We start from the raw sequence: 26,765 nt of genomic DNA, 5'->3' as shown, positions 1-26,765 counted from the left end.
TTATGCCTGAGCGAAATTGCCAGATTCAAATTGGATGTCTCATGTCGAATGACCTGATTGCCAAAGCCGCCATTGACCGCCGCCTGGCCGAGATCATCACCCCGGTGATCGAGGACATGGGGTTTGAATTGGTGCGCGTCCGCCTGATGTCGGGCAAATCCACCATCCTCCAAGTCATGGCCGACCGGCCCGACGGCGGGATCGAAGTGGACGAATGCGCCAAGATCTCGCAGGCCATTGGCGCGGTCTTGGATGTCGAAGACCCGATCCTCGACGAATACGCGCTCGAAGTCTCCAGCCCGGGCATCGACCGCCCTTTGACACGGCTTAAGGATTTCGATGCTTTCGAAGGCTATGAAGCTAAGATCGAAACAACCGAGCTGATCGACGGCCGCCGCCGCTTTAAGGGCGAGCTGGCCGGTGTTGAGGGTGGTGAAGTGTTGATCAACGTCGAAGAAGGCACCATCGGTCTGCAGTTCGACTGGCTCAGCGACGCCAAACTGTTGCTGACCGACGACCTGATCAAAGAAATGCTCCGTCAGCGCAAAGCGTCTGGCGCGATCGACGAAAACGAATTTGATGATATCGAGACTGAAGAGTCTGCTGAGGGAGACACCTAATGGCCATTACATCTGCAAACCAGCTTGAGCTGTTGCAAACCGCCGAGGCAGTTGCGCGCGAAAAGATGATCGACCCCGGTCTGGTCGTCGAAGCGATGGAAGAATCCCTCGCCCGCGCCGCCAAGTCCCGCTACGGCGCCGAGATGGACATCCGGGTTGATATCAACCGCAAGACCGGCAAGGCGACATTCACCCGCGTCCGCACCGTGGTCGCGGATGAAGACCTTGAGAACTATCAGGCTGAGTTCACCGTAGACCAAGCCAAGCAATACATGGCCGAGCCTAAGGTCGGTGATACTTACGTTGAAGAAGTCCCCCCAGTTGAGATGGGCCGGATCGCCGCGCAGTCGGCCAAGCAGGTAATTCTGCAAAAGGTCCGCGAAGCGGAACGTGACCGCCAGTTCGAAGAGTTCAAAGACCGCGCCGGCACGATCATCAACGGTCTGGTCAAGCGCGAAGAATATGGCAACGTCATCGTCGATGTGGGCGCTGGCGAAGCGATCCTGCGTCGCAATGAGAAGATCGGCCGCGAAAGCTATCGCCCGAACGACCGTATCCGCGTCTACATCAAAGACGTGCGCCGCGAACAGCGTGGCCCGCAGATTTTCCTGAGCCGCACCGCGCCCGAATTCATGGCCGAGCTGTTCAAGATGGAAGTGCCAGAGATCTATGATGGCATCATCGAGATCAAAGCCGTCGCCCGTGACCCCGGTTCGCGCGCCAAGATCGCCGTGATTTCGCATGACGGCTCCATCGACCCTGTCGGTGCTTGTGTCGGTATGCGCGGTAGCCGCGTTCAGGCCGTCGTGAACGAGCTTCAGGGCGAAAAGATCGACATCATTCCGTGGAATGAAGACCAGCCGACGTTCCTTGTGAACGCGCTGCAGCCTGCTGAAGTGTCGAAAGTGGTTCTGGACGAAGAAGCCGGCAAGATCGAAGTGGTCGTGCCCGAAGAGCAGCTGTCGCTGGCGATTGGCCGTCGTGGTCAAAACGTGCGTCTGGCCAGCCAGCTGACCGGCCTCGATATCGACATCATGACAGAAGAGCAGGAAAGCCAGCGCCGTCAGGCCGAGTTTGAACTGCGCACCAAACTGTTCATGGACAACCTTGATCTGGACGAGTTCTTTGCCCAGCTTCTGGTTTCCGAAGGCTTCTCCAACCTCGAAGAAGTGGCCTATGTCGAAGTTGACGAGCTGCTGGTCATCGACGGTGTGGACGAAGACACCGCTGGCGAGTTGCAGGCCCGTGCCCGTGACGTGCTTGAAGCGCAGAACAAAGCGGCGCTTGATAATGCCCGTGCCTTGGGTGTCGAAGACAGCCTAGTTGAATTTGAGGGTCTGACCCCCCAAATGTTAGAAGCCTTGGCCAAAGACGACGTAAAGACCCTGGAAGATTTCGCCACCTGTGCCGATTGGGAACTGGCTGGCGGTTGGACCACGGTTAACGGTGAGCGTGTTAAGGACGATGGCGCGCTTGAGCCCTTTGAGGTCAGCCTTGAAGATGCGCAGGCTATGATCATGACCGCCCGTGTCATGCTGGGCTGGGTCGATCCGACCGAGCTTGAAGGCGACGCGGATGAAGACGACGTAGAAACAGACGGCGAGACCGCCGAGGAGGCCGAGGCCTAATCGGGCCTCGGGGGTTGCACATGGGACGCGGTGGCGCTTCGAATGACCAGCAAGATGGTCCAGAACGCAAGTGCATTGCCACGGGTGATGTGCAGCCAAAACACGGGTTGATCCGTTTTGTGATCGGCCCGGACAATCAGGTTTACCCAGACATCTTGGGTAAACTGCCGGGTCGGGGCATCTATGTCTCGGCTGACCGTGCCGCGCTGGAACTTGCGGTAAAGAAAAAGGCCTTTGCTCGGTCGGCGAAACAGCCGGTCACGCTGCCAGACGGGTTGGTCGACGAAGTCGAACAGCAGTTGGCGCGCCGGGTGGTGGACTTGATCTCGCTCCAGCGTAAAGCAGGCAAGGCGGTCGCCGGCTACGAAAAGGTCAAGGGTTGGTTGCAATCCGAAGAGGCCGAAGTATTGATACAGGCCGTAGACGGGTCAGGGCGCGGTAAGTCCAAGCTGAGCACCCCACACTATGGTCATTACATCGGCTGGTTAACCGCCGATGAATTGGGTTTGGCATTCGGTCGCCAAACTGTGATACATGGGGCGCTCGCCTCTGGCGGACTCACGCAACGTGTTGTAGAGGAAGCCGGACGACTTAAAGGCGTGCGCGTAAACGAGGGTGGCAGCGGCCATCCGAAAGGATAGACGAGCTTCATGAGCGATAGTGACGGCAAGAAAACATTGGGTCTGCGCGGCGGCGCACGTCCGGGGAATGTAAAGCAAAGCTTTAGCCACGGGCGGACCAAAAACGTTGTGGTCGAAACCAAGCGCAAGCGTGTTGTGGTGCCCAAGCCGGGTGGCCAGAAACCAACCGGGCCGGGTGCCGGGCCGATTGGGGATCCCAAGAAACGTCCCGCAGGCATCACCGATGCCGAGATGGAGCGTCGTCTGAAGGCTGTTCAGGCCGCCAAAGCCCGCGAGGTTGAGGAAGCCGCAGCACGTGAGGCCGATGAAAAGGCCCGCGCAGAAGATCGTGAGCGCCGTCGGGCCGAGATCGAAGCCAAAGAACGCGAAGAGCGTGAGCGCGAGGAAAGCCTCAAGGCGAAAGCCGAGGAAGACGCGCGCCGCAAAGCGGAGGCCGAAGCGGCCGCTGCTGCCCCCGCGCCAGAGCCTGCCGCCGCGCGTGAGCAGAGCAACAAGCCTTTGCCCGCCGCAACGCCGCGCAAAACGACAGATCGTGACCGCGACGAGACCAAAAAACGCAGCAAGGGTGCCGATAGCCGCCGTTCTGGCAAGCTGACAGTGAACCAAGCCCTCACCGGTGGTGAAGGTGGCCGTCAGCGTTCCATGGCGCAGATGAAACGCAAGCAAGAGCGTGCGCGTCAGAAAGCTATGGGCGGTCAGGTCGAGCGCGAAAAGATCGTGCGCAACGTCAATCTGCCCCCGGCGATTGTCGTGTCCGAGCTTGCCAACCGTATGGCCGAGAAGACCGGCGCCGTTGTGAAGGCGTTGATGCAGAACGGCATGATGGTCACGCAGAACGAATCCATCGACGCGGATACTGCAGAACTCATCATCGAAGAGTTCGGCCACAAGGTTGTGCGCGTCAGCGACTCTGACGTTGAAGACGTGATCAAAGAGATCGTAGACAAGCCCGAAGACCTGCAGGGTCGTCCGCCTGTCATCACGATCATGGGCCACGTTGACCACGGTAAAACATCGCTGCTTGATGCGATCCGGAATGCGAAAGTTGTTGCTGGCGAAGCCGGTGGTATCACCCAGCACATCGGTGCCTATCAGGTCACGACCGACACTGGCGCGGTTTTGTCCTTCCTCGACACGCCCGGCCACGCGGCCTTTACCTCCATGCGTTCGCGCGGTGCTCAGGTGACGGATATTGTGGTTTTGGTGGTCGCGGCAGATGACGCCGTGATGCCGCAGACGATCGAAGCGATTGCTCACGCGAAAGCGGCCAAAGTGCCGATGATCGTGGCGATCAACAAGATCGATAAACCTGCTGCGAACCCCGATAAGGTCCGTACAGACCTGCTGCAGCACGAAGTTATCGTCGAAAAGATGTCTGGCGATGTGCAGGACGTCGAAGTTTCGGCGGCCACGGGCCAAGGTCTGGACGAGCTACTCGAAGCGATTGCACTGCAGTCTGAGATCCTCGAACTGAAAGCGAACCCAGATCGGGCCGCTGTAGGTGCGGTGATCGAAGCGCAGCTTGACGTGGGCCGTGGCCCTGTTGCGACAGTTCTGGTTCAGAACGGCACGCTGCGTCAGGGTGATATCTTTGTTGTGGGTGAGCAGTACGGTAAGGTCCGTGCGCTGATCAACGACCAAGGCGAACGCGTCAAAGAAGCCGGTCCTTCGGTTCCTGTCGAAGTGCTTGGCATCAACGGCACGCCCGAAGCCGGTGACGTATTGAACGTGACCGAAACCGAAGCGCAGGCCCGCGAGATTGCTGAATACCGCGCCAATGCCGCCAAGGACAAACGTGCCGCTGCCGGTGCTGCCACGACGCTGGAACAGCTGATGGCCAACGCCAAGGCGAACGAAGACGTCAGCGAGCTGCCGATCTTGGTCAAAGCCGACGTGCAAGGTTCTGCCGAAGCCATCGTTCAGGCGATGGAGAAAATCGGCAACGACGAAGTCCGCGTTCGGGTTCTGCACTCCGGTGTGGGCGCGATCACCGAGACGGATGTCGGTCTGGCAGAGGCCTCCGGCGCCCCGATCATGGGTTTCAACGTGCGTGCCAATGCTTCGGCGCGGAACACTGCGAACCAAAAGGGCGTGGAAATCCGCTACTACTCGGTCATCTATGACCTTGTGGATGACGTGAAAGCGGCTGCTTCTGGTCTGCTCAGCAACGAGATCAAAGAAAACTTCATCGGGTATGCGAATATCAAAGAAGTCTTCAAGGTCACGGGCGTTGGCAAAGTTGCGGGCTGCTTGGTTACCGAAGGTGTGGCACGCCGCTCCGCCGGTGTCCGTCTGCTGCGCGACAACGTGGTGATCCACGAAGGCACGCTGAAAACGCTCAAGCGCTTCAAGGACGAAGTGCCCGAGGTTCAGTCCGGTCAGGAATGCGGCATGGCGTTTGAAAACTACGATGACATCCGTCCTGACGATGTGATCGAGATTTTCGAGCGCGAAGAAGTGACCCGCACCTTGGCTTAAGCTGAACGCTTAGACTACGAATTCCCCAGAGGCCCGGTCAAATTGCCGGGCCTCTGCTTTTGTGAAGGCTCCTTTTGCGTCGTCAAAGCTGATCCGTGAAAGATTGACGTGGAGGGGCGAAATATCGATCAAGTTGAAATCATTCGGTTCCCCCCTCTGGCGGGAGGAAAGGCTGGTGCCCGCGTGCAACTGAATCGCGAGATGCCCGTCATGTTCAGGCGCTGGATGCGCAAAAGTCCCTGCGTGCCAGATGTGCAAATGACCCGATAGAATGAGATCAGCACCGCAGTCGAGCAGGCGGCGCAATGCGCGCTTGGCACCGGGGATCGGGCGTTTCTGTGTTTCCGTGGGGTGGTCCAAAGGGTGATGACAGACCGCAATCCGCAAGGTGTTCTCGCCCCCTCTTGAAAGGGCGCGGCATGCGCGCCGCAGACGGCGGAGACCCAATTTGCCTGTCTGCCATTTAAATCGGTCCACCGTGTTGATCCCGACAGCGATAAAATCCGGCCCCTCGTGTACCGGGGTCAGATCACGGTCAATCCAGTGCCGATAATAGCGCCACGGCGTCAGAAAGCGCGTAAAGGGCCGATGCAGCGGGATGTCATGGTTGCCTGGCACGCTAAGGACCGGCGCATTTATCCGGTCAATAAACGCCCGCGCCGCGCGGTATTCTTTCTCGCGTGCGCGTTGCGTGAGATCGCCTGAAATGATCACGAGATCAGGGTCATAGCCGTTCACAGCACTGAGTAGAGGAGCCAAAAGGTCAGGCCGGTCCTTGCCAAAGTGGAGGTCAGAAAGGTGAATCAAACGGCTCATCTCACGCTCTCCTTCGCAGCATCCGGTACGAAAATCTGGATGGGAGAAGTTGCACGGGCAAGCCGGTAGGGGCCGGCCATCACAGCAACTTCCCCATCCCGTGCGACATAGCGTTTACGCTGTTTCATGTGGATCTCGATTTCGGACCCACAGAGCATTTCATAGTCGGTATGAGGTTTGGCGGTACCGATCGCCAGTGCCACGGCATGGCGCAGCAGGCCAAAACGGTAGGTGTCAGGGGCGACAAGCAACACCATGTCACCACGTGCGATGCAGTCTTGCCCATCCAGGCCCATCTGGTCGAGTTGAAAGGCATTGTTCACCGCAAAGACGAGGGACGTATGTAATGTGCGTTGTTTACCGTCCACTGCGATGGTCAGCTTGAGTGTCGTACGAAACCCCATGAGCGCTTTGATGACGGACCAATAGGCTGCAATCCTGCTGCGGCCCCAACGTCGATAGATCCCTTCCCGTGTTTTCAAGATCGCGGGATACGCGCCAATGCTGGCGTTATTAAGAAAGGTCTCGCCGTTGATGGTGGCCACATGTATCGGACGGCTTTGGCCCGTAGCGATAAGGTCTACCGCCTTTTCAAGATCCTCGGGGATGCCCATTGAACGCGCAAAGTAATTAAACGTGCCCTGAGGGATAATCCCAAGCGGCCGATCTTGGCCGACCATCGCCGAAGATACCCCCGAGATCGTGCCATCCCCGCCAGCCACAGCAATTAGGCCATCGCCCGACGACAAAGCCTCCCGCGCGGCATCGGCGGGGACATTCCGTTTGTCGATGTAGATAAATTTTGCCGTTACCCCGTGCCGCGCAAAGGCGTTTCGGATAGTGGCTTCAGCTTGTTCACCGTCTTGGCGGCCTGAACCATGGTTCAGGATGACGATTGCGCGTTTCGGTGACATAATATTCCCTACCAAATGGTATGGGAAAACGCGCCGGAACGCCTAATTGTTCACATAAATAGGCGTTCCGCCAAGATTTTCTTAGACTGGTTTGCCTTCGAAAATCTTACCGTCAACTTGAACGGCCATGCGGCCACCGGCCAGCATTTTTACAAAGATACCCTGAACGTAGATGGAACTTCCGGTCGTGATGGTTCTCAGCATGTCGGCACTTTCATACAGATGTTATAACTCTGCCTCAGGATGATGCGCTAATGGTTAAATTATACGCAAGATGCTGAGCGTTTGCCGATAACTAGTGCAATTTAGCCACTGTGCGCTAGAGCCAATCACGTAAAATTGAAATGAGTGGCACATCTGCTTCGGGCATCGGATAGGCGCGCATTTCGTTTGGACGCACCCATTTCAGCGTTTGCCCTTCACGCGACACCGGGGTGCCGCCCCATTTGCGACAGGCGAACAGCGGCATCAGCAGATGAAAATCGCTGTAGCTGTGGCTGGCAAAGGTCAGTGGGGCGAGACAGGATTCCCATGTCTCGATCCCCAGTTCTTCGTGCAGCTCACGGATCAATGCCTGCTCTGGCGTTTCTCCGGGTTCGATTTTGCCGCCCGGAAATTCCCAGAGGCCAGCCATTGCCTTGCCTTCTGGCCGCTGCGCCAAAAGTACGCGACCGTCGATATCGATCAACGCAGCGGCAGACACGAGCACTGTCTTCATAAGATCAGGACCGATAGTCGGCGTTGATGTCGATGTAGCCGTGCGTCAGGTCACAGGTCCAAACCGTGCAAGCGCCTTCACCGAGCCCAAGATCGACACCAATGACGATGTTCTGGCCCTTCATATGCGCGGCCGCATCCTCTTCGGAATAGTCTGGGCTGCGCCAGCCATCGCGGGCAACTTCGACATCGCCAAACCGGATCGATAGGCGGTCTCGGTCTGCTGCAGCGCCGGATTTACCGATCGCCATAACGACGCGGCCCCAGTTGGGGTCTTGGCCTGCGATGGCGGTTTTGATCAGTGGCGAATTGCCGATGGCCATGGCATGAACCTTGGCTTCGGTATCGTTTGAGGCACCAGTCACCGCTACTTCGACGAATTTCTGCGCGCCTTCGCCGTCTTTAACCACTTGATGTGCCAGATCCAGCATAAGGTTGCGCAGCGTTGCGTCGAAATCTTCGTTATCCGAAACATCAACCCCAGAGGCACCCGTCGCGGCCATGATCAGCGCGTCCGAGGTGGAGGTGTCGCTATCCACGGTAATGCAGTTGAACGTGGTCTCTGTGTGGGTCGATAGGCGCTGCTGGAGCTTGTCTTGCGCAATGACGGCATCGGTAAAGATGTAGACCAGCATCGTCGCCATATCAGGTGCGATCATGCCGGACCCTTTGGCGATACCGGCGATAGAGACGGTTTTGCCGTCGATTTCCACCGTCGCGCTGGCGCCTTTGGGAAAGGTGTCTGTCGTCATGATCGCCCGTGCGGCGTCTTCGATGCCCGCAGGGTCTAGCTTTCCGTTTAGATCGCCAAGTACAGCGGTGATGCGCTCATGGGGCAGCGGTTCGCCGATAACCCCAGTGGAGGAAGTGAACACCCGCGACTGCGGCACGCCGCAGGTCTCGGCGGCGGCGGCGGTGATTGCCTCAACCGCGTCGGTGCCGCCACGCCCGGTAAAGGCGTTGGCATTGCCAGAGTTCACGACAATGGCGGCGCCCTCGTCAGAGGCGCCGCCGATTTTTGCCTGGCAGTCCAGCACCGGGGCCGCGCGGGTGGCGGAGCGTGTGAACGCCCCCGCCACAGCGCTGCCTGCTGCTAGCTTCGCCAACATCACATCGGTGCGGCCTTGATAGCGCACGCCAGCGGCGATGGTGGCGAATGTCACGCCGTCAATGACCGGAAGGTCGGGAAAACGGGCCGGGGCGAGCGGCGAGACAGCCAGTGATTTACCCATGGATCAGTTCAGCCATTCTGTGTTTTTGAGAACAGTGGGGTCGATGCCTTCTGCGGCGCTGCGGTCAACCTTGGCGGCCTCAGTCAGGCTTTCGATGGCTGTCTGCACCTTGGTTTGGCGCACTTGGGTTTCAAGCTCTTCGCGCACGTCTTCAAGCGCGGGCGCTTCACCGGTGCGGGTCTCGTTCAGCTTGATAACATGCCAGCCAAACTGAGTTTCCACCGGCTCAGACACGCCACCTGCTTCCATGCCGGCGACGGCTTCTTCAAACTCGGGAACCATCATGCCGGGGCCAAACCAGCCCAATGAGCCGCCACCGGGGCCGGAGGGGCCGGTCGACTTTTCTTTGGCAACTTCGGCAAAGTCCGCACCGCCTTCGAGTTCAGCCTTGATCGCGTCGGCTTCTTCCTTGGTCTCAACAAGGATATGCGAGGCGTTGAATTCCTGCTCAGGCTCGGCGTCTTTGTACTGCGCGTCATAGGCGGCTTGCAGTTCTTCGTCGCTGACATCTTCGGCCATAACGCCTTCGATTGCCTCGCCCGCGGTGAGCGAGCGGGTCTCGTTTTCGATCGACAGTGTCACGCGCGGCGGCAATTCGCCGGTAAAGCTGTCGGCAAGGGCTGTCTGCTGCACAAGCTGATCAAGGATGCCTTGGAACAGCACGTCATCAGGCAACTGCTGATACTGCTGGGGCAGAGTGGCACGCGCCACGAGCATATGCCCAAGCGTGATTTCGGTGTCGTTGACTGTGGCAACAACCGTGTCGACACCCGGCTCGTCTTGGGCAGCTACAGGCAGCGCCACAGCGGCGGCAAGCGCCAAAGACGACAGAAAAGTGAGGGGTTTTTGCATGGTTGGGGTCCAATCGCTTCGTTCGTAGCAAGGCTGCTACATTGACAGTGTATGGCACGCCCCTTACATCGCCTTATGGCGCTAAGAGGCGCGGGCTCATCCACTATCTATGGGCTGCTATGGCGCTCGGCAAGCAGGTCGGCGCAAGACATCATAACTTCGGCGGGAGATTACATGCTGGGTATCGGAACAATCGCCAAAAAGGTCTTTGGCACGCCAAACGACCGGAAGATCAAGGCGACCCGTCCACTTGTGGCACAGATCAATGCGCTGGAGCCCGAGTTCGAAAAGCTGAGCGATGACGAGATCAAGATGCGCACAGCCGAGCTTGGCAAGCGCGCCGATGCGGGCGAAAGCCTTGATGATCTGCTGCCCGAAGCTTTTGCAAACTGCCGGGAGGCTGCGCGCCGCACATTGGGCCTGCGCGCCTTTGACACGCAGCTTTTGGGCGGGATTTTCTTGCACCAGGGCAATATCGCCGAACAGAAAACCGGTGAGGGCAAGACCCTAACCGCGACCTTTGCCGCCTATCTGAACGGGCTGACCCATAAGGGCGTGCATATCGTCACCGTTAACGAATACCTCGCCCAGCGTGACGCTGAGTGGATGGGCAAAGTCTTTGGCGCTTTGGGGCTGACCACAGGTGTCGCCTATTCCGGCATGCCCGAAGACCAGAAACGCGCGGCTTATGCTTGCGACATCACCTATGCCACCAACAACGAGTTGGGTTTCGACTATCTGCGCGACAACATGAAGTCGAGCCTGTCGGACATGCTGCAACGCGGGCATAACTTTGCTGTTGTGGATGAAGTTGACAGCATCCTGATCGACGAGGCGCGGACGCCGCTGATCATCTCCGGTCCCTCGCAGGACCGTTCCGAGATGTATCAGATCATTGACGCGCTGATCCCTTCGCTGACAGAAGAGCATTACGAGCTGGATGAGAAAACCCGCAACGTCACCTTCACCGATGACGGCAACGAGTTCCTTGAAGAGCAGTTGCGCGCCCGAGATCTGATCGAAGAGGGCATGACCCTTTATGATCCCGAAAGCACAACCATCGTGCATCACGTCAACCAAGGTCTGCGCGCGCATAAGCTGTTCCAGCGCGACAAGGATTACATCGTTCGCGATGGTTCCGTGACGTTGATTGACGAATTTACGGGCCGCATGATGCCGGGCCGCCGTCTTTCGGACGGCCTGCACCAGGCGATCGAGGCCAAAGAAGGCGTCGAGATTCAGCCAGAGAACATCACGCTCGCCTCTGTCACCTTCCAAAACTACTTCCGCCTTTACGACAAGCTGGGCGGTATGACCGGTACGGCCCTGACCGAAGCCGAGGAGTTTGCCGAGATCTACGGCCTTGGCGTGGTCGAAGTGCCGACCAACGTGCCAATTGCACGTGTGGACGAGGACGATGCCGTCTACCGCACCGCGCGTGAAAAATACGAGGCGATGATCGAAAAGGTGAAGGAAGCCCACGCCAAGGGTCAGCCTTGCCTTGTCGGCACCACCTCAATCGAAAAGTCCGAACAGCTGAGCACCATGCTGACCGCCGACGGGGTCGCGCATAACGTGCTTAACGCCCGTCAGCACGAGCAAGAAGCACAGATCATCGCCGATGCCGGCAAGTTGGGTGCAGTTACCATCGCCACCAACATGGCAGGCCGTGGCACCGACATTCAGCTGGGCGGCAACGTCGAGTTGAAAGTGCTTGAAGCGCTGGACGCCGACCCAGATGCGGACCCGGCGAACATCCGTGCGCAGATCGAAGCACAGCACGCCGAGGAAAAGCAAAAGGTGCTAGAGGCCGGTGGCCTTTATGTACTGGCGTCTGAGCGTCACGAGAGCCGCCGGATCGACAACCAGCTGCGCGGCCGTTCGGGCCGTCAGGGTGATCCGGGCCGCACTTCTTTCTTCCTGTCGCTCGAAGACGACCTGATGCGCATTTTTGGCTCTGAGCGGCTTGAGAAAGTTCTGACCACGCTGGGCCTGAAAGAAGGCGAAGCGATTGTGCACCCTTGGGTGAACAAATCGCTGGAGCGTGCGCAGGCGAAGGTCGAAGGCCGCAACTTTGACATCCGTAAGCAGCTGTTGAAGTTCGACGACGTGATGAACGAGCAGCGCAAAGTGATCTTTGGCCAGCGTCGCGAGATCATGGAAGCCGACAACCTCAATGAGATCGTCACCGATATGCGCGAGCAGGTGATCGACGATCTGATCGACACATATATGCCGCCCAAGACCTACGCCGATCAGTGGGACACCCAAGGGTTTTATGCTGCGGTGATCGAGCAGTTGAACGTCGACGTGCCGATCATCGCGTGGTGCGAAGAAGACGGCGTGGATGATGAGGTGATCCGCGAACGTCTGATGAAGGCCACGGATGAGCTTATGGCCAAAAAGGCTGCCGCCTTTGGCGAAGAAAACATGCGCAACATTGAAAAGCAGCTGTTGTTGCAGGCCATCGATACCAAATGGCGCGACCACCTGCTGACGTTGGAGCATCTGCGGTCGGTCGTCGGGTTCCGCAGCTACGCGCAGCGTGATCCGCTGAACGAGTACAAGAACGAAGCTTTCCAGCTGTTTGAGACGATGCTTGATAGTCTGCGGCAGGACGTGACCCAAAAGCTGGGTCAGATCCAACCGATGAGCGAAGAGCAGCGCCGCGAGATGATGCAGGAAATGGCCGACCGTCAGGCCGCCATGCAAGCCGCCGCGACCGAGGCTGCCGATGAGGCCTCTGAGCAGGCCGAAGCGGCTGCGCCGGGCTTTGATGAGAACGACCCCGCCACATGGGGCAACCCAGGGCGGAACGATCTCTGCCCCTGTGGCTCTGGCAAAAAGTTCAAACATTGCCACGGCGAGATCAAATAAGCGGCGCCACCTTTTCGCCCATAACTTGGCTTGTCAGGGCCATACCTCGGCCCTGATCTCCGCGCATAAAGTCTCCAACGAATCCGTTGAAGGGGACTTGTTATGCGGCGCACTAAAGAAATTCTGACGGCTGTCGGCACTTTGGCCTGTGCCGTGGGTATCGGCTTTGTCATGCAAAGCTCCGACACGGCGCAACAACGCTATGGGTCGGCTGAAGCGGCACACCCCGTGGCCGACAATGGCGCTTTGTTAGAGGTTGAGGGCATCACCCTGACCTCGGCAGCACTCGACAGTCCCATTGCACTTCCCGCGCTGGATAATCAGGTGATCAAGGCTGCGGCGCCACAAAGCCTGCCGCCCGCGCCAGATAGCCACAGCACGGCAATCACCGCGGCTTGCGATATCACCGCCGAGGCCGAAGCCGTGGCTGCAGCGATGGTAAAACTGACGCTAGACGCCGCGTGCTTGCCCAATGAGCGGCTGACCGTGCATCATAACGGGATGATCTTTACCGAAGTGACCGACGACAAAGGCCAGTTGAACGTCACCGTGCCCGCCTTGGCCGAAGAGGCTGTCTTCATCCTTGCCTTTGGCAATGGCGACGGCGCTGTGGCGCAAACTTCGGTGTCAGAATTGTCTGGCTTCAACCGTATCGTGCTGCAGTGGAAAGGTGCTGCGGGCTTTGAGCTTCATGCCCGTGAGTTTGGCGCCGATTACGGCGATGCGGGCCATGTCTGGTCCGGCGCGCCGCGCGATATGACGGCAGCCGTGCTTGGCGAAGGGGGCTTCATGACGCGTAACGGTGACACCGACACTTCCGACCCTCTGATGGCCGAGGTCTATAGTTTCCCGGTCGCCGCAGCGGGGCAGGAAGGCGATGTCGCGCTCAGTGTTGAGGCTGAGGTCAGCGAGGCCAATTGCGGCCTTGAGATCGAAGCGCAAGCGCTGGAATTGCGCGGCAGCGATCAGGTGAAAACTCAGAACCTGACCCTCGCCGTGCCGGACTGTGATGCGGTTGGCAACTTTCTGGTGTTGAATAATTTGCTCCAAGACCTGAAAGTCGCGCAGAACTAACGCAACCGGGTAGGTCTTGATGAACGGGTTAAAACGTGCGGCGATCAGCGCCGCACTTTTGCTTTTTACTGCGGGAACGCTGGCGGCACAGGATGTCGCGCTCACCTCACGCGATGGCAGTGTCGAGATTAGCGGCACTATGCTGGGCTTTGATGGCGAATTCTATCGGGTCGACACCGACTATGGTGAGCTGACCGTCGACAGCAGCGGCGTGTCCTGCACCGGGCCGGGATGCCCCAACCTTGAGGACTTCGTCGCCGAAGTACGCTTTTCGGGTTCCGCCACGATGGGGGCCTTGTTGATGCCCGCGCTGATCGACGCCTTCGCAGAGCGGCAAGGCTATTCGGTCGGCCGCGAAGAGGGTGAAGGCGGGCGTTTCGCGCTGCTGCTTACACGTAAGGACGACAGCAAGCTGGCTGCGCGTTTTGACTTTCGGGCGACCAACACCAACGAGGGTTTTGCCGATCTTTTGGCGGACGAAGCTGATGTGGTTATGGCCTTGCGCGAGGTGCGCCGGGAAGAGCGGATCAACGCACGAGAGGCCGGTTTGGGCGATTTGACAGGGGCCAACCGCAGCCGGGTTCTGGCCTTGGATGCCGTGGTACCGGTGGTGGCACCGTCCAACCCGGTGAAACAAATTTCCCCGCTCACTTTGGCGCGGGTCTTTGCGGGTGAGATTAAGAACTGGCAGCGTCTTGGCGGGCCGGATGCCCCCATTGAGCTGCACATGCCGACAGCGAATGGCGGGCTTAGCCAAGCCATCGTCGATCAGGTGTTGACCCCTGCGGGACTGGAACTGAGCGCGGATGTAATCCGTCACGCGATGCCCGAAAGCCTTGCCGATGCCGTGGCGCAGGATGTCTTTGCCCTTGGCATCACCAGCTATGCCGAGCAGGGCGGAACAGAGGTGCTGACCCTCGGCGGCGACTGCGGATTTGCGCTGGATGCCGCGCGGCGCACGATCAAAACCGAAGATTACCCGCTGACCGCGCCGATGTTCCTTTACTTCCCCGCCCGCCGATTGCCCCTCATCACGCGAGAGTTTCTGGCCTTTACCCGCAGCCCTTCGGCGCAGATTGTTATTCGGCGTGCCGGTTTTGTGGATCAAACACCCGAAGAAATACCGGTGGAGGAGCAGGGCAACCGTTTTGCCAATGCGATCATCACCGCCGGTATCGAAACGCCATTGGGAGAGTTGCAGCGCATGACGGCGACGTTGGTGCCCATGGCCCGGCTGACGACTTCGTTCCGGTTTGAGGCAGGCTCGATCCGGCTGGATGCGCAGTCACGGTCCAACGTTCAACAGTTGGCGCGCGCGCTTGAGCAGGGGCAGTATGACGCGCGGAGGCTGATGTTTGTAGGGTTTAGCGATGGTGAGGGCGCAGCAAGGGCTAATCGCGAGATCGCCCTGCGCCGTGCCGAGGCTGTGCAACGCGCCGTAAGTGCCGCTGCGGTAACCGCCAATCTGTCGCGCATCGATCTGCGGGTGGATGCCTTTGGTGAGGCCATGCCGATTGCCTGTGATGACAGTGAGTGGGGCCGTCAGGCCAACCGTCGGGTAGAGGTTTGGGTGCGTTAAGGGGATGCAGCGCGCCGTCCTAAAGATGACCCTCGTTCCGAAAGCTCAACTCGCGTGATTTGCCGATGATTAGGTGGTCATGCAGTGTAAGCCCCAATGCGTCGCAGGCAGTGGCGACCTGATGTGTCATGTCGATATCCGAACGTGACGGGCTGGGATCCCCAGACGGGTGGTTATGCACGAGGATAATCGCGCTGGCATTCAATTCTAGCGCGCGTTTGGCAACTTCGCGGGGGTAGACCGGCACATGGTCGACCGTGCCTTTGGCCTGTTCTTCATCCGCGATGAGAATGTTTTTCCGGTCGAGATATAGAACGCGAAACTGCTCTGTCTCCAGATGGGCCATGGTGGTGTGACAGTAGTCCAGCAAGGCGTCCCAAGAGGCCACGACATGCCGCTTGAGAACCTTGGCGCGGGCCAGCCTTTGGGCCGCGGCCTCAACGATCTTAAGCTCGACGATTACCGCCTCTCCGATGCCTTTGACATCCCGCAAGCGCGCGGCAGGGGCTGTGATAACGCGGTTAAAATCGCCGAACCTGTCCAGCAATTCGCGCGCGAGCGGTTTGACGTCCCGGCGCGGAATCGCGCGGAAAAGAACGAGTTCCAGCATCTCATAATCCGGCATGGCCGCTGCGCCGCCGTCGATGAAACGGCTGCGCAGACGCTGTCGATGATCTGCGATATAAGAGGGTTGCTTGCCCGTGTTGGACGGCGGTTTGCGCGCTTCGTCCATGAGGAAGGGAAGGGGCTGATCAGCAAGGGTTCTCGGAATACGGGTCATGCCCAGAATTTTGCGCGAAGGTGGTTAGGATTCGGTTAACAGCGTTTTCACGTGCTATTTACCTTCTCCATCCATGGTTGCGGGCAAGGCGCGCGACACGCCTTGCCCGACGGATTTAGCCCTTCATCGAATCCCAGAAGGATTTGACAGAAGAGAAGAAATTGCTGCTTTCGGGATTGTTGTTCTGGGCTTCGCCCGCAAACTCCTGAAGCAGTTCTTTCTGACGGCTGGTCAAGTTCACTGGGGTTTCAACCGCCAGTTCGATGATCATATCACCGACCCCACCGCCACGCAGCGGCGGCATGCCCTTGCCACGCAGGCGCATCTGGCGACCCGATTGGCTGCCTGCGGGGATCTGCACGCGGCCACGGCCACCGTCGATGGTGGGCACTTCGATATTACCACCCAAGGCGGCGGTGCTCATCGACACGGGGACACGGCAGAACAGGTTCGGCCCGTCACGCTCAAAGAGCTCATGATCAGCCACCTCGATAAAGATATAGAGGTCGCCCGACGGTCCGCCGCGCATGCCCGCTTCGCCCTCACCGGCAAGCCGGATACGGGTGCCGGTCTCAACGCCTGCGGGGATATTAACCGAGAGCGTGCGCTCTTTCTCAACACGGCCCGCGCCGCGGCATTTCTTGCAAGGATTCTTGACGATCTGACCCATGCCGGAACAGGTGGGACAGGTGCGTTCAACAGTGAAGAAACCCTGCTGGGCGCGCACCTTGCCCATGCCCGAACAGGTCGGACAGGTTGAAGGCTCTGCGCCGCCCTCGGCGCCGCTGCCGTCACATGAATCGCACTGGACAGAGGCCGGAACGGTGATCGACTTTTGCATGCCCGAAAAGGCATCTTCGAGGGAGATGCGCAGATTGTAGCGCAAATCAGCGCCGCGCGCGGCACGGCGGCCACCGCCGCCACCCCCGCGCTGACCCATAAAGTCACCGAAGAGATCGTCGAATACATCGGAAAAGGCCGAAGAGAAATCGCCCTGACCGCCGCCCATGCCGCCGCCGGGACGACCGCCGCCCATACCACCTTCAAAGGCGGCGTGGCCGTAGCGATCATAAGCCGCTTTCTTGTCGTCGGTTTTCAACACGTCATACGCTTCGCCCACTTCTTTAAACTGGGCTTCGGCGTTTGGGTTGTCTTTGTTGCGGTCGGGGTGAAGGTCTTTGACCTTGCTGCGGTAGGCCTTCTTAATCTCGTCGGCAGAGGCCCCTTTGGCAACGCCAAGCACCTCGTAGTAGTCACGTTTTGCCATGGGTTATCATGCTCCTGCGCTGGAACGTGATGGGCCGGCCCGTCTGACGGACCGGCCCTTTCACAGGTTCCGTTTCACGCTTACGCGCGCTTGTCGTCGTCCAGATCTTCGAACTCGGCGTCGAGGATGTCGTCGTCGCCACCCTGCGATTGCTGAGCGTCCGAAGGCCGTGCGGTGTCGTCGTTGCCTTCATCCTGAGCGTTTTTGTAGATCGCTTCGCCCAGTTTCATGGCCGCTTCGGTGACGTTCTGGATGCCGGATTTGATCTTGTCGGCGTTGTCGGTTTCCAGTTCGTCTTTCAGCGCGGCAATGGCCAGCTCGATCGCTTCGACGGTGGTTGGGTCAACCTTGTCGGAATGCTCTTCCAGCGACTTTTCGGTCGAGTGGATCAGCGATTCCGCTTGGTTTTTCGCTTCGATCAGCTCGCGACGGGATTTGTCCGCCTCGGCATTCTCTTCCGCGTCCTTGACCATCTTGTCGATATCCGCATCCGACAGACCACCCGACGCTTGGATCGTGATCTTCTGCTCTTTGCCGGTGCCTTTGTCGAGCGCGCCCACGGACACGATGCCGTTGGCGTCGATGTCAAAGGTCACTTCGATCTGTGGCATGCCGCGCGGGGCAGGCGGGATGTTCTCAAGATTGAAAGCACCGAGCATCTTGTTGTCGGCAGCCATCTCACGCTCACCTTGGAAAACCCGAATGGTCACAGCGTTCTGGTTGTCTTCGGCGGTCGAGAAGACCTGAGACTTCTTCGTCGGGATCGTGGTGTTACGGTCGATCAAGCGGGTGAAGACGCCACCAAGGGTTTCAATACCCAAGGACAGCGGTGTCACGTCCAGCAGAACCACGTCTTTCACGTCGCCTTGCAGAACACCGGCCTGAATGGCAGCACCAAGGGCCACAACTTCGTCAGGGTTCACACCCTTGTGTGGCTCCTTACCGAAGAACTTCGTCACTTCTTCTGCGACTTTCGGCATACGGGTCATACCACCGACCAGCACGACTTCGTCGATGTCGGAAGCCGAGAGGCCCGCATCCTTCAGCGCTGCGGCGCAGGGCTTCATGGAGGCTTTGATCAGATCACCCACAAGGCTTTCCAGCTTGGCGCGGGTCAGCTTCATGACCATGTGCAGCGGCGAGCCGTCCTTGCCCATCGAGATGAAGGGCTGGTTGATCTCGGTCTGGCTGGACGAGGAAAGCTCAATCTTGGCTTTCTCGGCAGCTTCTTTCAGACGCTGCAGCGCCATCTTGTCTTGCGTCAGGTCAACGCCGTTGGCCTTTTTGAACTCATCCGCAAGGTAGTTGACGATGCGCATGTCAAAGTCTTCACCGCCAAGGAACGTGTCGCCGTTGGTGGATTTCACTTCGAACAGGCCGTCGTCGATCTCAAGGATGGTCACGTCGAATGTACCGCCGCCGAGGTCATAGACCGCGATGGTTTGCGTGTTCTCTTTGTCGAGACCATAGGCCAGCGCGGCGGCTGTCGGCTCGTTGATGATCCGCAGAACTTCGAGGCCGGCAATTTTGCCTGCATCTTTGGTGGCCTGACGCTGGGCGTCGTTGAAATATGCGGGCACGGTGATAACCGCCTGCGTGACTTCCTCACCCAGATAGCTTTCTGCGGTTTCTTTCATCTTACCGAGGATGAAGGCCGAGATTTGGCTGGGGGAGTATTTCTCACCACGGGCTTGCACCCATGCGTCGCCGTTGCCGCCATCAATGACGTTGAACGGCATGTTCTTTTTGTCTTTGGCCAGATCCGCATCGTCGTTGCGGCGGCCGATCAGGCGCTTAACACCAAAGACAGTGTTTTCTGGGTTGGTGACCGCCTGGCGTTTCGCCGGCTGGCCGACAAGGCGCTCATCGTCGGTGAAAGCAACGATCGACGGCGTTGTGCGCGCGCCTTCGGCGTTTTCGATCACACGAGGCTGACTGCCATCCATGATGGCGATACAGCTGTTGGTGGTGCCAAGGTCAATACCGATTACTTTGGACATATTTCGATCCCTCTTTGAATCTAAGGCGATGACACGAGGCGCGGACCCGTTTCGGCATCCTGCCCCGATCTGATGACATCGAAGACCACGTGCCTTCGACGGTTCGGAGCGTATATAGGGAGGGTATTTGCACCCTGCAACCATTGGCTGGTCAGGATGGTCGCGATTCCGTGATGTTTTTGCCAAACGAGTGAGGAAGAACGAAGAATGACTGCTTTGCGCCTGCGCGGCTTTAATATTCACAAGGAGTTTCTGGGAAGGGCCGCCCAGCAGGAGGTGCTGGAGGCGGTGCGCGGCGTGGTGCGACAAGCGCCGTTCTTTCGCCCTGAGGTGCCGCGCGGTGGGCGTATGTCTGTCCGTATGACAGCCGCCGGGCGCTATGGCTGGTTTTCGGATCGGCGCGGCTATCGCTATGTTGCCGAACACCCTGACGGTCAGACTTGGCCAGAGATCCCCGCGCCGATACTGGCGATCTGGGATCAATTGACGGGTCTAGAGCGGCGGCCCGAATGTTGTCTGATCAACTACTATGACGCAGATGCGCGCATGGGGCTGCATCAGGACCGGGATGAGGCCGATTTTCAGTGGCCCGTGGTGTCGGTGTCTTTAGGGGACGACGGGCTGTTCCGCATTGGCAACCTGACCCGAGGCGGCAAGACGGAATCGATCTGGCTGCAATCGGGGGATGTGGTGGTGATGGGCGGCGACGCGCGGCTGACCTATCATGGGGTCGATCGGATCAAGTCCGGCACATCGACGCTGCTGCCCAAAGGGGGGCGGATCAATCTGACGCTGCGGGTGGTGGAGTGACGTTTTCTTTAAAAGAAAACGGTTGCGGACTTTTTTAAAAAAGTCCGGGCATTAGCGGCCGAGCGAACAGCACCCCGTCTGATGTTGCCAACCGTCACCCCCCTGCAAAAGGAGATCGACCGCCAACCCATAGGCGCGGTCTGACATGCCATCGCTACAGGCGCGGGCCGACACTGTGGCGATGGCCGTGCCGTTTGGTCCCTCTGCAATCAAGTGAAAACTGTCCCGCCGCCCCTGTGCGGGACCAGATTGCGTATGGCGATAGTCTCGCGCAGTATCAGAAATCGCGGTGTAAATCAGCGCCTCACCTGCCACCTCCAGCGACCAAAACGGCTCTGTCCCGGCGCATCGTGCCACAGCAGGCATCGCGCCCTGCCATTGACCGGGGGTCCGCGCCAGATAGCGCAGAGAGACCCAGCCGCTGCCCTCACTGGTGTTCACCAATCCCCAGACATAACGGTCATCAGGGCGGATCACTTCGATGTCTTCGGCATCAGGCGCGAAGCTGCCAATGATTGGCGCGCCGGCATCGGGGGCTTGGCGAACGTTCAGTACATCATCAGTCGCCACATCGCTTACGTCATAAAGTGCGGGCCATGCATCCTGTGTCGCTAAAGCGGGAAGCGCCCAGAAACAAAAGAGGACTGCGAGCAGCCTCACCGCCGAGCATTCCAGCTGATAGAGGCATGTCGGCGGGTATAGAATTCACCCATCAACCCGATCATCAACAGGACAAGCCCCACCCAAAGCGGATACTCCCAATTGCTGAAGCGTGGGTTGTAGTTGATGAAGGCAAAGCCGCGCGCTTGGTCAATGCTGTGAAACAGCGGATTCCAGTCGAACATCGCCAGCATATAGCCGGGCAGGGAGTTGGCCAGAAACATCTTGCCCGAGGCGATCATATTGGCCCGCTGATAGATTGTCGAAAAGATCGTCACGAAAGAGGGAAACCACGGTTTAATCGCCAGCATCACCAGCCCAAGCGCGCAACCGGTAAACCACGCCGTCAGCAACATGCCAAAGGCAGCGATTGGCTGGTCAATGGTTATTGGGGTGACAGCGACATGGTAGATGAAAAGGATCGCAAAGAGCGACAGCACCTGAATATAAAGCGACCCAACCGCTGCCGAGGCGATGGCGATGATCGTATTCATAGGGGCGTGCTGCATCATCGGGCTTGCTGGCCCTTCTGAAGCTGCAACCGCGCCCAGGGCTTTCACATGCGTCAGATAAAGGAAGATCCCCGACATTAGATAAACAAGGAAATCACCCCGCACGGCAGACCCGCGCATACCAAGGATTGAGAACATCACATAGAACGCGACCACAAACATCACCGTCTGCAACATGTTCATGGCGATGGCGATCAGGGCATTGTTGTGCTGCTTGCGCACATTGCGCACGACGGAGTGATAGATAAGCTCCGCCATAGCAATGGCGGTCCCGATGCCGGATTTCGGCTTTCTATTAGATTGGAACATGCGCGCGTCCTTGACGAAGCCCTAACGTGGCACGGAATTCTTGCTGTTCCGTTAGCTGCAAAGCATAAGGGAAATGATTAATTGAAGCAACGACAGCCCGCAGGGCCGGAGGCGAAATGGATTACGAGAACTTGGTCGTAGAAATGCGGCGGCTGGCATTGGAAGCCGGGGACAAGATCATGGAGATCTACGGTCAAGACGATTTTGAGGTGAAATCAAAGTCTGACGATAGCCCCGTTACTGCTGCTGACGAAGCCGCCGACGCGATCATTTCCGAAGGACTGCGCGCCGCATTCCCCGACATGATGTTGGTGACAGAAGAGCAATCTGCGACCCATTCTGCCAAGGGCGACACATTCCTGATCGTCGATCCGTTGGACGGGACGAAAGAGTTTGTCCACCGCCGGGGTGATTTCACGGTGAACATCGCACTGGTTGAAAAGGGCATCCCGACCCGCGGTGTTGTCTACGCCCCTGCCAAATCGCGGATGTTCTTTACCCAAGCCGATGGGCAATCGGTTGAGGAAATTGGCGATTTCGCCAAGGATCAACTGGGTGAGACCAAGGCGATTTCCGTCTCTAACCCAGACAATTCGGCCCTTATGGTTGTCGCCTCCAAATCGCACCGCGATCAGGCGACCGACGACTACATTGGCAAATACGGCGTCCGCGACATGACCTCCGCAGGGTCTTCGCTGAAGTTCTGTCTTGTGGCCACGGGCGAGGCTGATCTCTACCCGCGTCTGGGCCGCACGATGGAATGGGACACTGCCGCAGGTCATGCCGTATTGAATGGCGCTGGGGGCGCGGTGGTGCGTTTTGACGACCTTACACCGCTGACCTACGGCAAAGAAGATTTCGCCAACCCTTACTTTATCGCCCATGCGCCGGGCGTTGATCTGAAAGCGGGCTGATGTCAGTACTTATTGTTATTCCCGCCCGCTACGCCTCGACCCGTTATCCAGGCAAGCCGCTTGTCGCGCTGACCGGTGCGTCAGGCAAGAAACAGACCCTAATCGAACGCAGTTGGCGTGCGGCCTGCGCCGTATCAGGTGTGGACCGCGTTGTCGTGGCCACCGATGATGCCCGCATCCGCGAAGCTGCCGAAGGTTTTGGTGCCGAGGTGGTGATGACTTCGGAGGCCTGCGCCAATGGCACCGAGCGCTGCGCTGAGGCCCATGCCGCGCTGGGCGGGGGGTATGACATCGTGGTGAACCTGCAAGGCGACGCGCCATTGACGCCGCATTGGTTTGTCGAAGGGCTGGTACAGGGGCTAAAAGACAAATCTGACGCCGAGATCGCCACCCCGGTGCTGCGCTGTGATGGCGCCACGCTGAACAGTCTGTTGGGCGACCGCAAAGCAGGCCGGGTCGGCGGCACCACGGCGGTTTTTGGTGCCGACAATCAGGCGCTCTATTTCTCGAAAGAGGTCGTTCCTTACACTGGCAAGACCTATGGTGACACAGATGCGACCCCGGTTTTCCACCATGTCGGTGTCTATGCCTATCGCCCCGAAGCCTTGGCGGAATATCCAAGCTGGCCTGTGGGCCCGCTGGAGCAATTGGAAGGATTGGAGCAGCTTCGCTTCCTTGAGAATGGCCGTTCGGTGCTCTGTGCCGAGGTTGAGGCCAAGGGGCGCGAATTCTGGGAGCTGAACAACCCCGAAGACGTTCCAAAGCTCGAAGCTATGATGGCGAAAATGGGATTGGAATGACAACCACCCCCGGCAGTGCTGCACCGGAAAGCGCTGCACTGGAAAGCGGCGTGCCTGTAAGCATCGTGATTGTCAGCCGAAATCGACCTGAAGCATTGCGGCGTTGCCTGACGGGGGTGGGGCAGCTTCAATATGCGCCTTTTGAAGTTATCGTCGTGGCCGATCCTACGGGGGCGGCTGTGGCCCGCGACATGCCTTTTGCGGATGCATTGAAATTGGTGGCGTTTGACACGCCCAATATCTCTGCCGCGCGCAACCTTGGGGTCGCTCAGGCGGCGGGAGAGGTGGTGGCCTTCATCGACGATGATGCGGTGCCAGAGCCGCAGTGGTTGCGCCATTTAATGGCGCCAGCGCAGCAGCTCGAAGTCGCGGCCATGACTGGCTTTGTCCGGGGGCGAAATGGAATATCCTTCCAGTATCGCGCGCGCCAACTAAACGCACAAGGTACGCCGGAAAAGTTGGACGTTGACCCTGAAAACTTCAGCGTTCTGCTGCCCCCGCAAGGCGGAGCGATCAAGACTGAAGGCACGAATATGGCCTTTCGCCGTGAGGTCTTGGTCAGCTTAGGCGGCTTTGATCCTGCCTTTCACTACTACTTAGACGAAACCGATTTAAACATGCGTCTCGCGCGGGCGGGCCATGCTACCGCGATTGCCCCCTTGGCCGAGGTCCATCATGGCTTTGCCGCCAACCACATGCGCAGTGCCAACCGGGTCCCCCGTGACCTTTTTGACATCGGCGCCAGCTGGGCGGTGTTTCACCGCAAACATTTGCCCCAGACAGAGCGCGCTGCCCAGTGGGCGCGTTTGCGCGCAGATGAACGCCGACGGTTATTGCGTCATATGGTGAGTGGCGGACTGGAGCCGCGTGATGTTGCCCGGCTGCTGCACAGGCTGGATCAGGGACACGCAAAAGGAGTTGAGCGCCCCCTCGGCGCAGGAATGATCGCGCAAGAGCCTGCCAGTGCATTTCGCATATTTCCGGCCCGTCCGCGCCGCAGCGTGGCGATGTTCACGCGGCCCATAAAGCTGGCCAAAGACCGCGCCAATGCTGCAAAGCGCGTCGATTCCGGCGAAATCGTAACTTTAATCAGTCTTTCGCCTACGGCTTTGTATCACCATGTTGTCTTCGACCCCGCTAACGCTATCTGGCTGCAAACTGGTGGAATATATGGAAAATCTGCGCGGAATGAGGCGGTTTTTCGCTTAAACCGGCGGCGGGATAGGCTGAAAACCGAAGTCAGGCGAGTTGCCAGGCAGCGTGGTTTCAGCGATGATTGTTAGCGGTAGAAAAGCGTCGGTAAGATTGACCGTGGCGCTCTGTATATTTCGAATAATTTGTAAGGATTAACATGCGCAAGAAGGTAACAAAGGCGATCTTCCCCGTTGCTGGATTAGGAACACGCTTTCTGCCTGCCACCAAGTCGGTGCCGAAGGAGATTATGACTCTCGTAGATCGGCCGCTGGTTCAATATGCAATTGACGAAGCGCGGGCTGCTGGGATCAAGGAATTCATTTTCGTGACCTCGCGCGGCAAAGGCGCGTTGGAGGATTATTTCGACCATGCGCCGCAGCTTGAACAGGAGTTGCGCAAGAAGGGGAAAACCGAGCTTCTTCAGATTCTACAAGACACCAATATGGACAGTGGTGCGATTGCCTATATCCGTCAGCACAAAGCACTTGGTCTTGGTCACGCAGTTTGGTGCGCCCGCCGTCTAATCGGCAACGAACCCTTTGCCGTGATGCTGCCCGATGACGTTATCGCGGCTGAGAAACCCTGCTTGCAGCAGATGGTCGAAGCCTATGAGGAAACCGGCGGCAGCATGGTCGCCGCGATGGAAGTTGAACCGTCTCGTGCCTCCTCCTACGGCATCCTCGATACAAGTGAAGAGCGCGGCGATCTGGTGAAGGTCAAAGGCATGGTTGAGAAACCAGCCGCTGATGAGGCACCTTCGAACCTTGCGGTGATCGGGCGTTATATTCTGTCGCCAAATGTCCTGAAAAATCTCAATAAGCTGAAATCTGGCTCCGGTGGAGAGATCCAGCTGACCGATGCGATTGCCCAAGAAATTGAGCAAGACCGCGAGGTTTATGGGTTCCGCTTCCGTGGTCAACGGTTTGATTGTGGCTCTAAAGCTGGATTTTTGCAGGCGACTGTGGCCTTTGGGCTTGCCCGTGAGGAACTGCGCGACGACCTATCGGCCTACCTGCAAAGCATCGCTCAAATCGATCGGGCGGCGCAGTAAGTTCAGGAAGGCGCGACATGGAAAACGTACTGGTAACCGGGGGTGCGGGCTATATCGGCTCGCATGCCTGTAAGGCGTTGAAGACGGCGGGTTTCACACCCGTGACTTTCGATAATCTTGCGACCGGCTGGCGCGATGCGGTTAAATTCGGCCCGTTTGAGCAAGGCGATTTGCAAGATCGGGCGCGGCTTGATGAGGTCTTTGACAAATATCGTCCCATTGGCGTCATGCATTTCGCGGCGCTCAGCCAAGTGGGTGAGAGCATGGCAGAGCCTGGTCTCTACTGGCGTAACAACGTCAGCGGTTCACTTACCCTCATTGAGGCGGCGGTGGCTGCAGGCTGCAAGCGGTTCGTCTTTTCGTCCACCTGCGCGACCTACGGTGATCAGGACAATGTTGTTTTAAACGAAAGCAGCGCGCAATATCCAATTAACGCCTATGGGGCATCCAAGCGTGCGATCGAAGACATTCTGCGCGATTTCGAAGCGGCGCACGGTCTGCAGCACGTCATTTTCCGCTATTTCAACGTGGCTGGTGCAGATCCTGAAGGTGAGGTGGGCGAATTCCATCAACCGGAAACGCATTTGATCCCCCTCATGCTTGACGCAATCTCCGGGAAACGGGCGGCGCTGACCGTCTTTGGCGATGACTATCCAACCCCGGACGGCACCTGCATTCGAGACTATGTGCATGTCTGCGATCTGGTCGATGCCCATGTTTTGGGTCTGAAATGGCTGCAGGCCGACAAGGGCAGCCGGGTGTTCAACCTTGGCACTGGCAGCGGGTTTTCGGTGCGCGAGGTGCTGGACCACAGTCGCGCCGTGACCAACCAGAGAGTCCCGCATGAGATCGGCCCACGCCGGCCGGGTGATTGTACCAAGCTGGTTTCGGGCTCTTCCCGCGCGGTTGAGGAATTGGGCTGGCGGCCCGAACGCTCGACCCTGCAACAGATGATTTCCGACGCTTGGAACTGGCACCAAACCGGCCATTACGCAAAGTGAGCACGAAGGCACAGCCCCCCAAACCCGGCCGAAAGCCG

24 protein-coding genes are annotated in these 26,765 nt (G+C 58.5%); 13 read left to right on the top strand and 11 right to left on the bottom strand.

Going from position 1 to position 26,765, the window contains the following annotated elements:
- Window positions 1-41: 41 nt before the first annotated feature.
- The 4 genes from rimP to infB are packed head-to-tail and all read left to right on the top strand — an operon-like array spanning window position 42 to window position 5,367.
- Window positions 42-620: a ribosome maturation factor RimP gene (gene rimP, locus DSM14862_RS00185; protein WP_007118369.1), complete on the top strand. Its 579-nt coding sequence runs from the start codon at window positions 42-44 to the stop codon at window positions 618-620.
- A complete protein-coding gene (nusA, locus tag DSM14862_RS00180) occupies window positions 620-2,248 on the top strand; it encodes a transcription termination factor NusA (protein WP_007118368.1) in 1,629 nt (542 codons plus the stop codon). The genes rimP and nusA overlap by 1 nt, the downstream gene beginning before the upstream one ends.
- A gap of 20 nt (window positions 2,249-2,268) precedes the next feature.
- Entirely contained in the window at window positions 2,269-2,889 is a 621-nt protein-coding gene (locus DSM14862_RS00175) for an RNA-binding protein (protein ID WP_007118367.1), read from the top strand.
- A gap of 9 nt (window positions 2,890-2,898) precedes the next feature.
- A complete protein-coding gene (gene infB / locus DSM14862_RS00170) occupies window positions 2,899-5,367 on the top strand; it encodes a translation initiation factor IF-2 (protein ID WP_007118366.1) in 2,469 nt (822 codons plus the stop codon).
- Between the two features lie 9 nt (window positions 5,368-5,376).
- Here infB and DSM14862_RS00165 read toward each other — a convergent pair whose 3' ends face one another.
- From DSM14862_RS00165 to DSM14862_RS00145, 6 genes are all read right to left on the bottom strand, one after another.
- Window positions 5,377-6,183, bottom strand: a complete 807-nt coding sequence (locus DSM14862_RS00165) for a metallophosphoesterase family protein (protein ID WP_007118365.1) — start codon at window positions 6,181-6,183, stop codon at window positions 5,377-5,379.
- Complete coding sequence (locus DSM14862_RS00160) at window positions 6,180-7,097, bottom strand: diacylglycerol/lipid kinase family protein (protein ID WP_007118364.1); 918 nt, start codon at window positions 7,095-7,097, stop codon at window positions 6,180-6,182. Before DSM14862_RS00160 ends, DSM14862_RS00165 begins: the two co-directional genes overlap by 4 nt.
- An 81-nt stretch (window positions 7,098-7,178) precedes the next feature.
- A complete protein-coding gene (locus DSM14862_RS21780) occupies window positions 7,179-7,301 on the bottom strand; it encodes a hypothetical protein (RefSeq protein WP_007118363.1) in 123 nt (40 codons plus the stop codon).
- A 115-nt stretch (window positions 7,302-7,416) separates the two neighbouring features.
- The gene (mutT, locus tag DSM14862_RS00155; RefSeq protein ID WP_007118362.1) at window positions 7,417-7,815 is read right to left on the bottom strand and encodes an 8-oxo-dGTP diphosphatase MutT; all 399 of its coding nucleotides are present in this window, start codon (window positions 7,813-7,815) and stop codon (window positions 7,417-7,419) included.
- Window positions 7,816-7,819: 4 nt separating this feature from the next.
- Entirely contained in the window at window positions 7,820-9,046 is a 1,227-nt protein-coding gene (gene argJ, locus DSM14862_RS00150) for a bifunctional glutamate N-acetyltransferase/amino-acid acetyltransferase ArgJ (RefSeq protein WP_007118361.1), read from the bottom strand.
- Window positions 9,047-9,049: 3 nt separating this feature from the next.
- Window positions 9,050-9,898: a peptidylprolyl isomerase gene (locus DSM14862_RS00145; RefSeq protein WP_007118360.1), complete on the bottom strand. Its 849-nt coding sequence runs from the start codon at window positions 9,896-9,898 to the stop codon at window positions 9,050-9,052.
- A 174-nt stretch (window positions 9,899-10,072) separates the two neighbouring features.
- On the opposite strand from DSM14862_RS00145, the gene secA reads away from it, so the two are divergent.
- From secA to DSM14862_RS00130, 3 genes are all read left to right on the top strand, one after another.
- Window positions 10,073-12,775, top strand: a complete 2,703-nt coding sequence (secA, locus tag DSM14862_RS00140; protein ID WP_007118359.1) for a preprotein translocase subunit SecA — start codon at window positions 10,073-10,075, stop codon at window positions 12,773-12,775.
- Window positions 12,776-12,877: 102 nt separating this feature from the next.
- Window positions 12,878-13,849, top strand: coding sequence for a hypothetical protein (locus DSM14862_RS00135; RefSeq protein ID WP_007118358.1), 972 nt, complete (start codon window positions 12,878-12,880; stop codon window positions 13,847-13,849).
- A gap of 19 nt (window positions 13,850-13,868) precedes the next feature.
- Window positions 13,869-15,428 carry a phosphate ABC transporter substrate-binding/OmpA family protein gene (locus DSM14862_RS00130; RefSeq protein WP_007118357.1) on the top strand — a complete coding sequence of 520 codons (1,560 nt, stop codon included), beginning with the start codon at window positions 13,869-13,871 and terminating at the stop codon, window positions 15,426-15,428.
- A gap of 19 nt (window positions 15,429-15,447) precedes the next feature.
- On the opposite strand, the gene radC is transcribed toward DSM14862_RS00130, so the two are convergent.
- The 3 genes from radC to dnaK all read right to left on the bottom strand — a co-directional run bounded on the left by radC (window position 15,448) and on the right by dnaK (window position 19,476).
- Window positions 15,448-16,209 (bottom strand): RadC family protein, encoded by a 762-nt coding sequence (radC, locus tag DSM14862_RS00125; protein WP_040700333.1) that lies wholly within the window; start codon window positions 16,207-16,209, stop codon window positions 15,448-15,450.
- Between the two features lie 115 nt (window positions 16,210-16,324).
- Window positions 16,325-17,476, bottom strand: coding sequence for a molecular chaperone DnaJ (dnaJ, locus tag DSM14862_RS00120; protein WP_007118355.1), 1,152 nt, complete (start codon window positions 17,474-17,476; stop codon window positions 16,325-16,327).
- Between the two features lie 80 nt (window positions 17,477-17,556).
- Window positions 17,557-19,476 (bottom strand): molecular chaperone DnaK, encoded by a 1,920-nt coding sequence (dnaK, locus tag DSM14862_RS00115; RefSeq protein WP_007118354.1) that lies wholly within the window; start codon window positions 19,474-19,476, stop codon window positions 17,557-17,559.
- A gap of 207 nt (window positions 19,477-19,683) precedes the next feature.
- Here dnaK and DSM14862_RS00110 point away from each other — a divergent pair, with 207 nt between their 5' ends.
- Window positions 19,684-20,286, top strand: a complete 603-nt coding sequence (locus DSM14862_RS00110; protein ID WP_007118353.1) for an alpha-ketoglutarate-dependent dioxygenase AlkB family protein — start codon at window positions 19,684-19,686, stop codon at window positions 20,284-20,286.
- 51 nt (window positions 20,287-20,337) lie between these two features.
- Here DSM14862_RS00110 and DSM14862_RS00105 read toward each other — a convergent pair whose 3' ends face one another.
- Entirely contained in the window at window positions 20,338-20,946 is a 609-nt protein-coding gene (locus tag DSM14862_RS00105; RefSeq protein ID WP_007118352.1) for a COG3650 family protein, read from the bottom strand.
- Window positions 20,943-21,767: an ABC transporter permease gene (locus tag DSM14862_RS00100; protein WP_007118351.1), complete on the bottom strand. Its 825-nt coding sequence runs from the start codon at window positions 21,765-21,767 to the stop codon at window positions 20,943-20,945. Before DSM14862_RS00100 ends, DSM14862_RS00105 begins: the two co-directional genes overlap by 4 nt.
- A gap of 116 nt (window positions 21,768-21,883) precedes the next feature.
- On the opposite strand from DSM14862_RS00100, the gene cysQ reads away from it, so the two are divergent.
- From cysQ to galE, 5 genes are all read left to right on the top strand, one after another.
- A complete protein-coding gene (cysQ, locus tag DSM14862_RS00095; protein ID WP_007118350.1) occupies window positions 21,884-22,681 on the top strand; it encodes a 3'(2'),5'-bisphosphate nucleotidase CysQ in 798 nt (265 codons plus the stop codon).
- Entirely contained in the window at window positions 22,681-23,481 is an 801-nt protein-coding gene (locus DSM14862_RS00090) for a 3-deoxy-manno-octulosonate cytidylyltransferase (RefSeq protein ID WP_007118349.1), read from the top strand. The genes cysQ and DSM14862_RS00090 overlap by 1 nt, the downstream gene beginning before the upstream one ends.
- On the top strand, window positions 23,478-24,764 hold the full coding sequence (locus DSM14862_RS00085) for a glycosyltransferase family 2 protein (protein WP_007118348.1): 1,287 nt from the start codon (window positions 23,478-23,480) through the stop codon (window positions 24,762-24,764). The genes DSM14862_RS00090 and DSM14862_RS00085 overlap by 4 nt, the downstream gene beginning before the upstream one ends.
- Window positions 24,765-24,832: 68 nt before the next feature.
- Window positions 24,833-25,726 (top strand): UTP--glucose-1-phosphate uridylyltransferase GalU, encoded by an 894-nt coding sequence (gene galU / locus DSM14862_RS00080; protein ID WP_007118347.1) that lies wholly within the window; start codon window positions 24,833-24,835, stop codon window positions 25,724-25,726.
- Window positions 25,727-25,743: 17 nt separating this feature from the next.
- Window positions 25,744-26,727 carry a UDP-glucose 4-epimerase GalE gene (galE, locus tag DSM14862_RS00075; RefSeq protein ID WP_007118346.1) on the top strand — a complete coding sequence of 328 codons (984 nt, stop codon included), beginning with the start codon at window positions 25,744-25,746 and terminating at the stop codon, window positions 26,725-26,727.
- Window positions 26,728-26,765: the final 38 nt, after the last annotated feature.

Source organism: Sulfitobacter indolifex, from assembly GCF_022788655.1.
Lineage (GTDB): Bacteria > Pseudomonadota > Alphaproteobacteria > Rhodobacterales > Rhodobacteraceae > Sulfitobacter > Sulfitobacter indolifex.
Note: the sequence above shows the minus strand (reverse complement) of the source record. Positions and strands in the feature narration are given on the sequence as shown.

Bases quoted from the DNA above. Each gene is read 5' to 3' on its own strand.
- DSM14862_RS00100 (WP_007118351.1), bottom strand. From the start codon at position 21,767: ATGTTCCAATCTAATAGAAAGCCGAAATCCGGCATCGGGACCGCCATT.
- cysQ (WP_007118350.1), top strand. From the start codon at position 21,884: ATGGATTACGAGAACTTGGTCGTAGAAATGCGGCGGCTGGCATTGGAA.
- DSM14862_RS00085 (WP_007118348.1), top strand. From the start codon at position 23,478: ATGACAACCACCCCCGGCAGTGCTGCACCGGAAAGCGCTGCACTGGAA.
- mutT (WP_007118362.1), bottom strand. From the start codon at position 7,815: ATGAAGACAGTGCTCGTGTCTGCCGCTGCGTTGATCGATATCGACGGT.
- argJ (WP_007118361.1), bottom strand. From the start codon at position 9,046: ATGGGTAAATCACTGGCTGTCTCGCCGCTCGCCCCGGCCCGTTTTCCC.
- DSM14862_RS00145 (WP_007118360.1), bottom strand. From the start codon at position 9,898: ATGCAAAAACCCCTCACTTTTCTGTCGTCTTTGGCGCTTGCCGCCGCT.
- nusA (WP_007118368.1), top strand. From the start codon at position 620: ATGGCCATTACATCTGCAAACCAGCTTGAGCTGTTGCAAACCGCCGAG.
- dnaJ (WP_007118355.1), bottom strand. From the start codon at position 17,476: ATGGCAAAACGTGACTACTACGAGGTGCTTGGCGTTGCCAAAGGGGCC.
- DSM14862_RS00090 (WP_007118349.1), top strand. From the start codon at position 22,681: ATGTCAGTACTTATTGTTATTCCCGCCCGCTACGCCTCGACCCGTTAT.
- radC (WP_040700333.1), bottom strand. From the start codon at position 16,209: ATGACCCGTATTCCGAGAACCCTTGCTGATCAGCCCCTTCCCTTCCTC.
- DSM14862_RS21780 (WP_007118363.1), bottom strand. From the start codon at position 7,301: ATGCTGAGAACCATCACGACCGGAAGTTCCATCTACGTTCAGGGTATC.
- DSM14862_RS00135 (WP_007118358.1), top strand. From the start codon at position 12,878: ATGCGGCGCACTAAAGAAATTCTGACGGCTGTCGGCACTTTGGCCTGT.
- secA (WP_007118359.1), top strand. From the start codon at position 10,073: ATGCTGGGTATCGGAACAATCGCCAAAAAGGTCTTTGGCACGCCAAAC.
- DSM14862_RS00130 (WP_007118357.1), top strand. From the start codon at position 13,869: ATGAACGGGTTAAAACGTGCGGCGATCAGCGCCGCACTTTTGCTTTTT.
- DSM14862_RS00160 (WP_007118364.1), bottom strand. From the start codon at position 7,097: ATGTCACCGAAACGCGCAATCGTCATCCTGAACCATGGTTCAGGCCGC.
- rimP (WP_007118369.1), top strand. From the start codon at position 42: ATGTCGAATGACCTGATTGCCAAAGCCGCCATTGACCGCCGCCTGGCC.
- DSM14862_RS00165 (WP_007118365.1), bottom strand. From the start codon at position 6,183: ATGAGCCGTTTGATTCACCTTTCTGACCTCCACTTTGGCAAGGACCGG.
- galE (WP_007118346.1), top strand. From the start codon at position 25,744: ATGGAAAACGTACTGGTAACCGGGGGTGCGGGCTATATCGGCTCGCAT.
- infB (WP_007118366.1), top strand. From the start codon at position 2,899: ATGAGCGATAGTGACGGCAAGAAAACATTGGGTCTGCGCGGCGGCGCA.
- DSM14862_RS00175 (WP_007118367.1), top strand. From the start codon at position 2,269: ATGGGACGCGGTGGCGCTTCGAATGACCAGCAAGATGGTCCAGAACGC.
- dnaK (WP_007118354.1), bottom strand. From the start codon at position 19,476: ATGTCCAAAGTAATCGGTATTGACCTTGGCACCACCAACAGCTGTATC.
- galU (WP_007118347.1), top strand. From the start codon at position 24,833: ATGCGCAAGAAGGTAACAAAGGCGATCTTCCCCGTTGCTGGATTAGGA.
- DSM14862_RS00110 (WP_007118353.1), top strand. From the start codon at position 19,684: ATGACTGCTTTGCGCCTGCGCGGCTTTAATATTCACAAGGAGTTTCTG.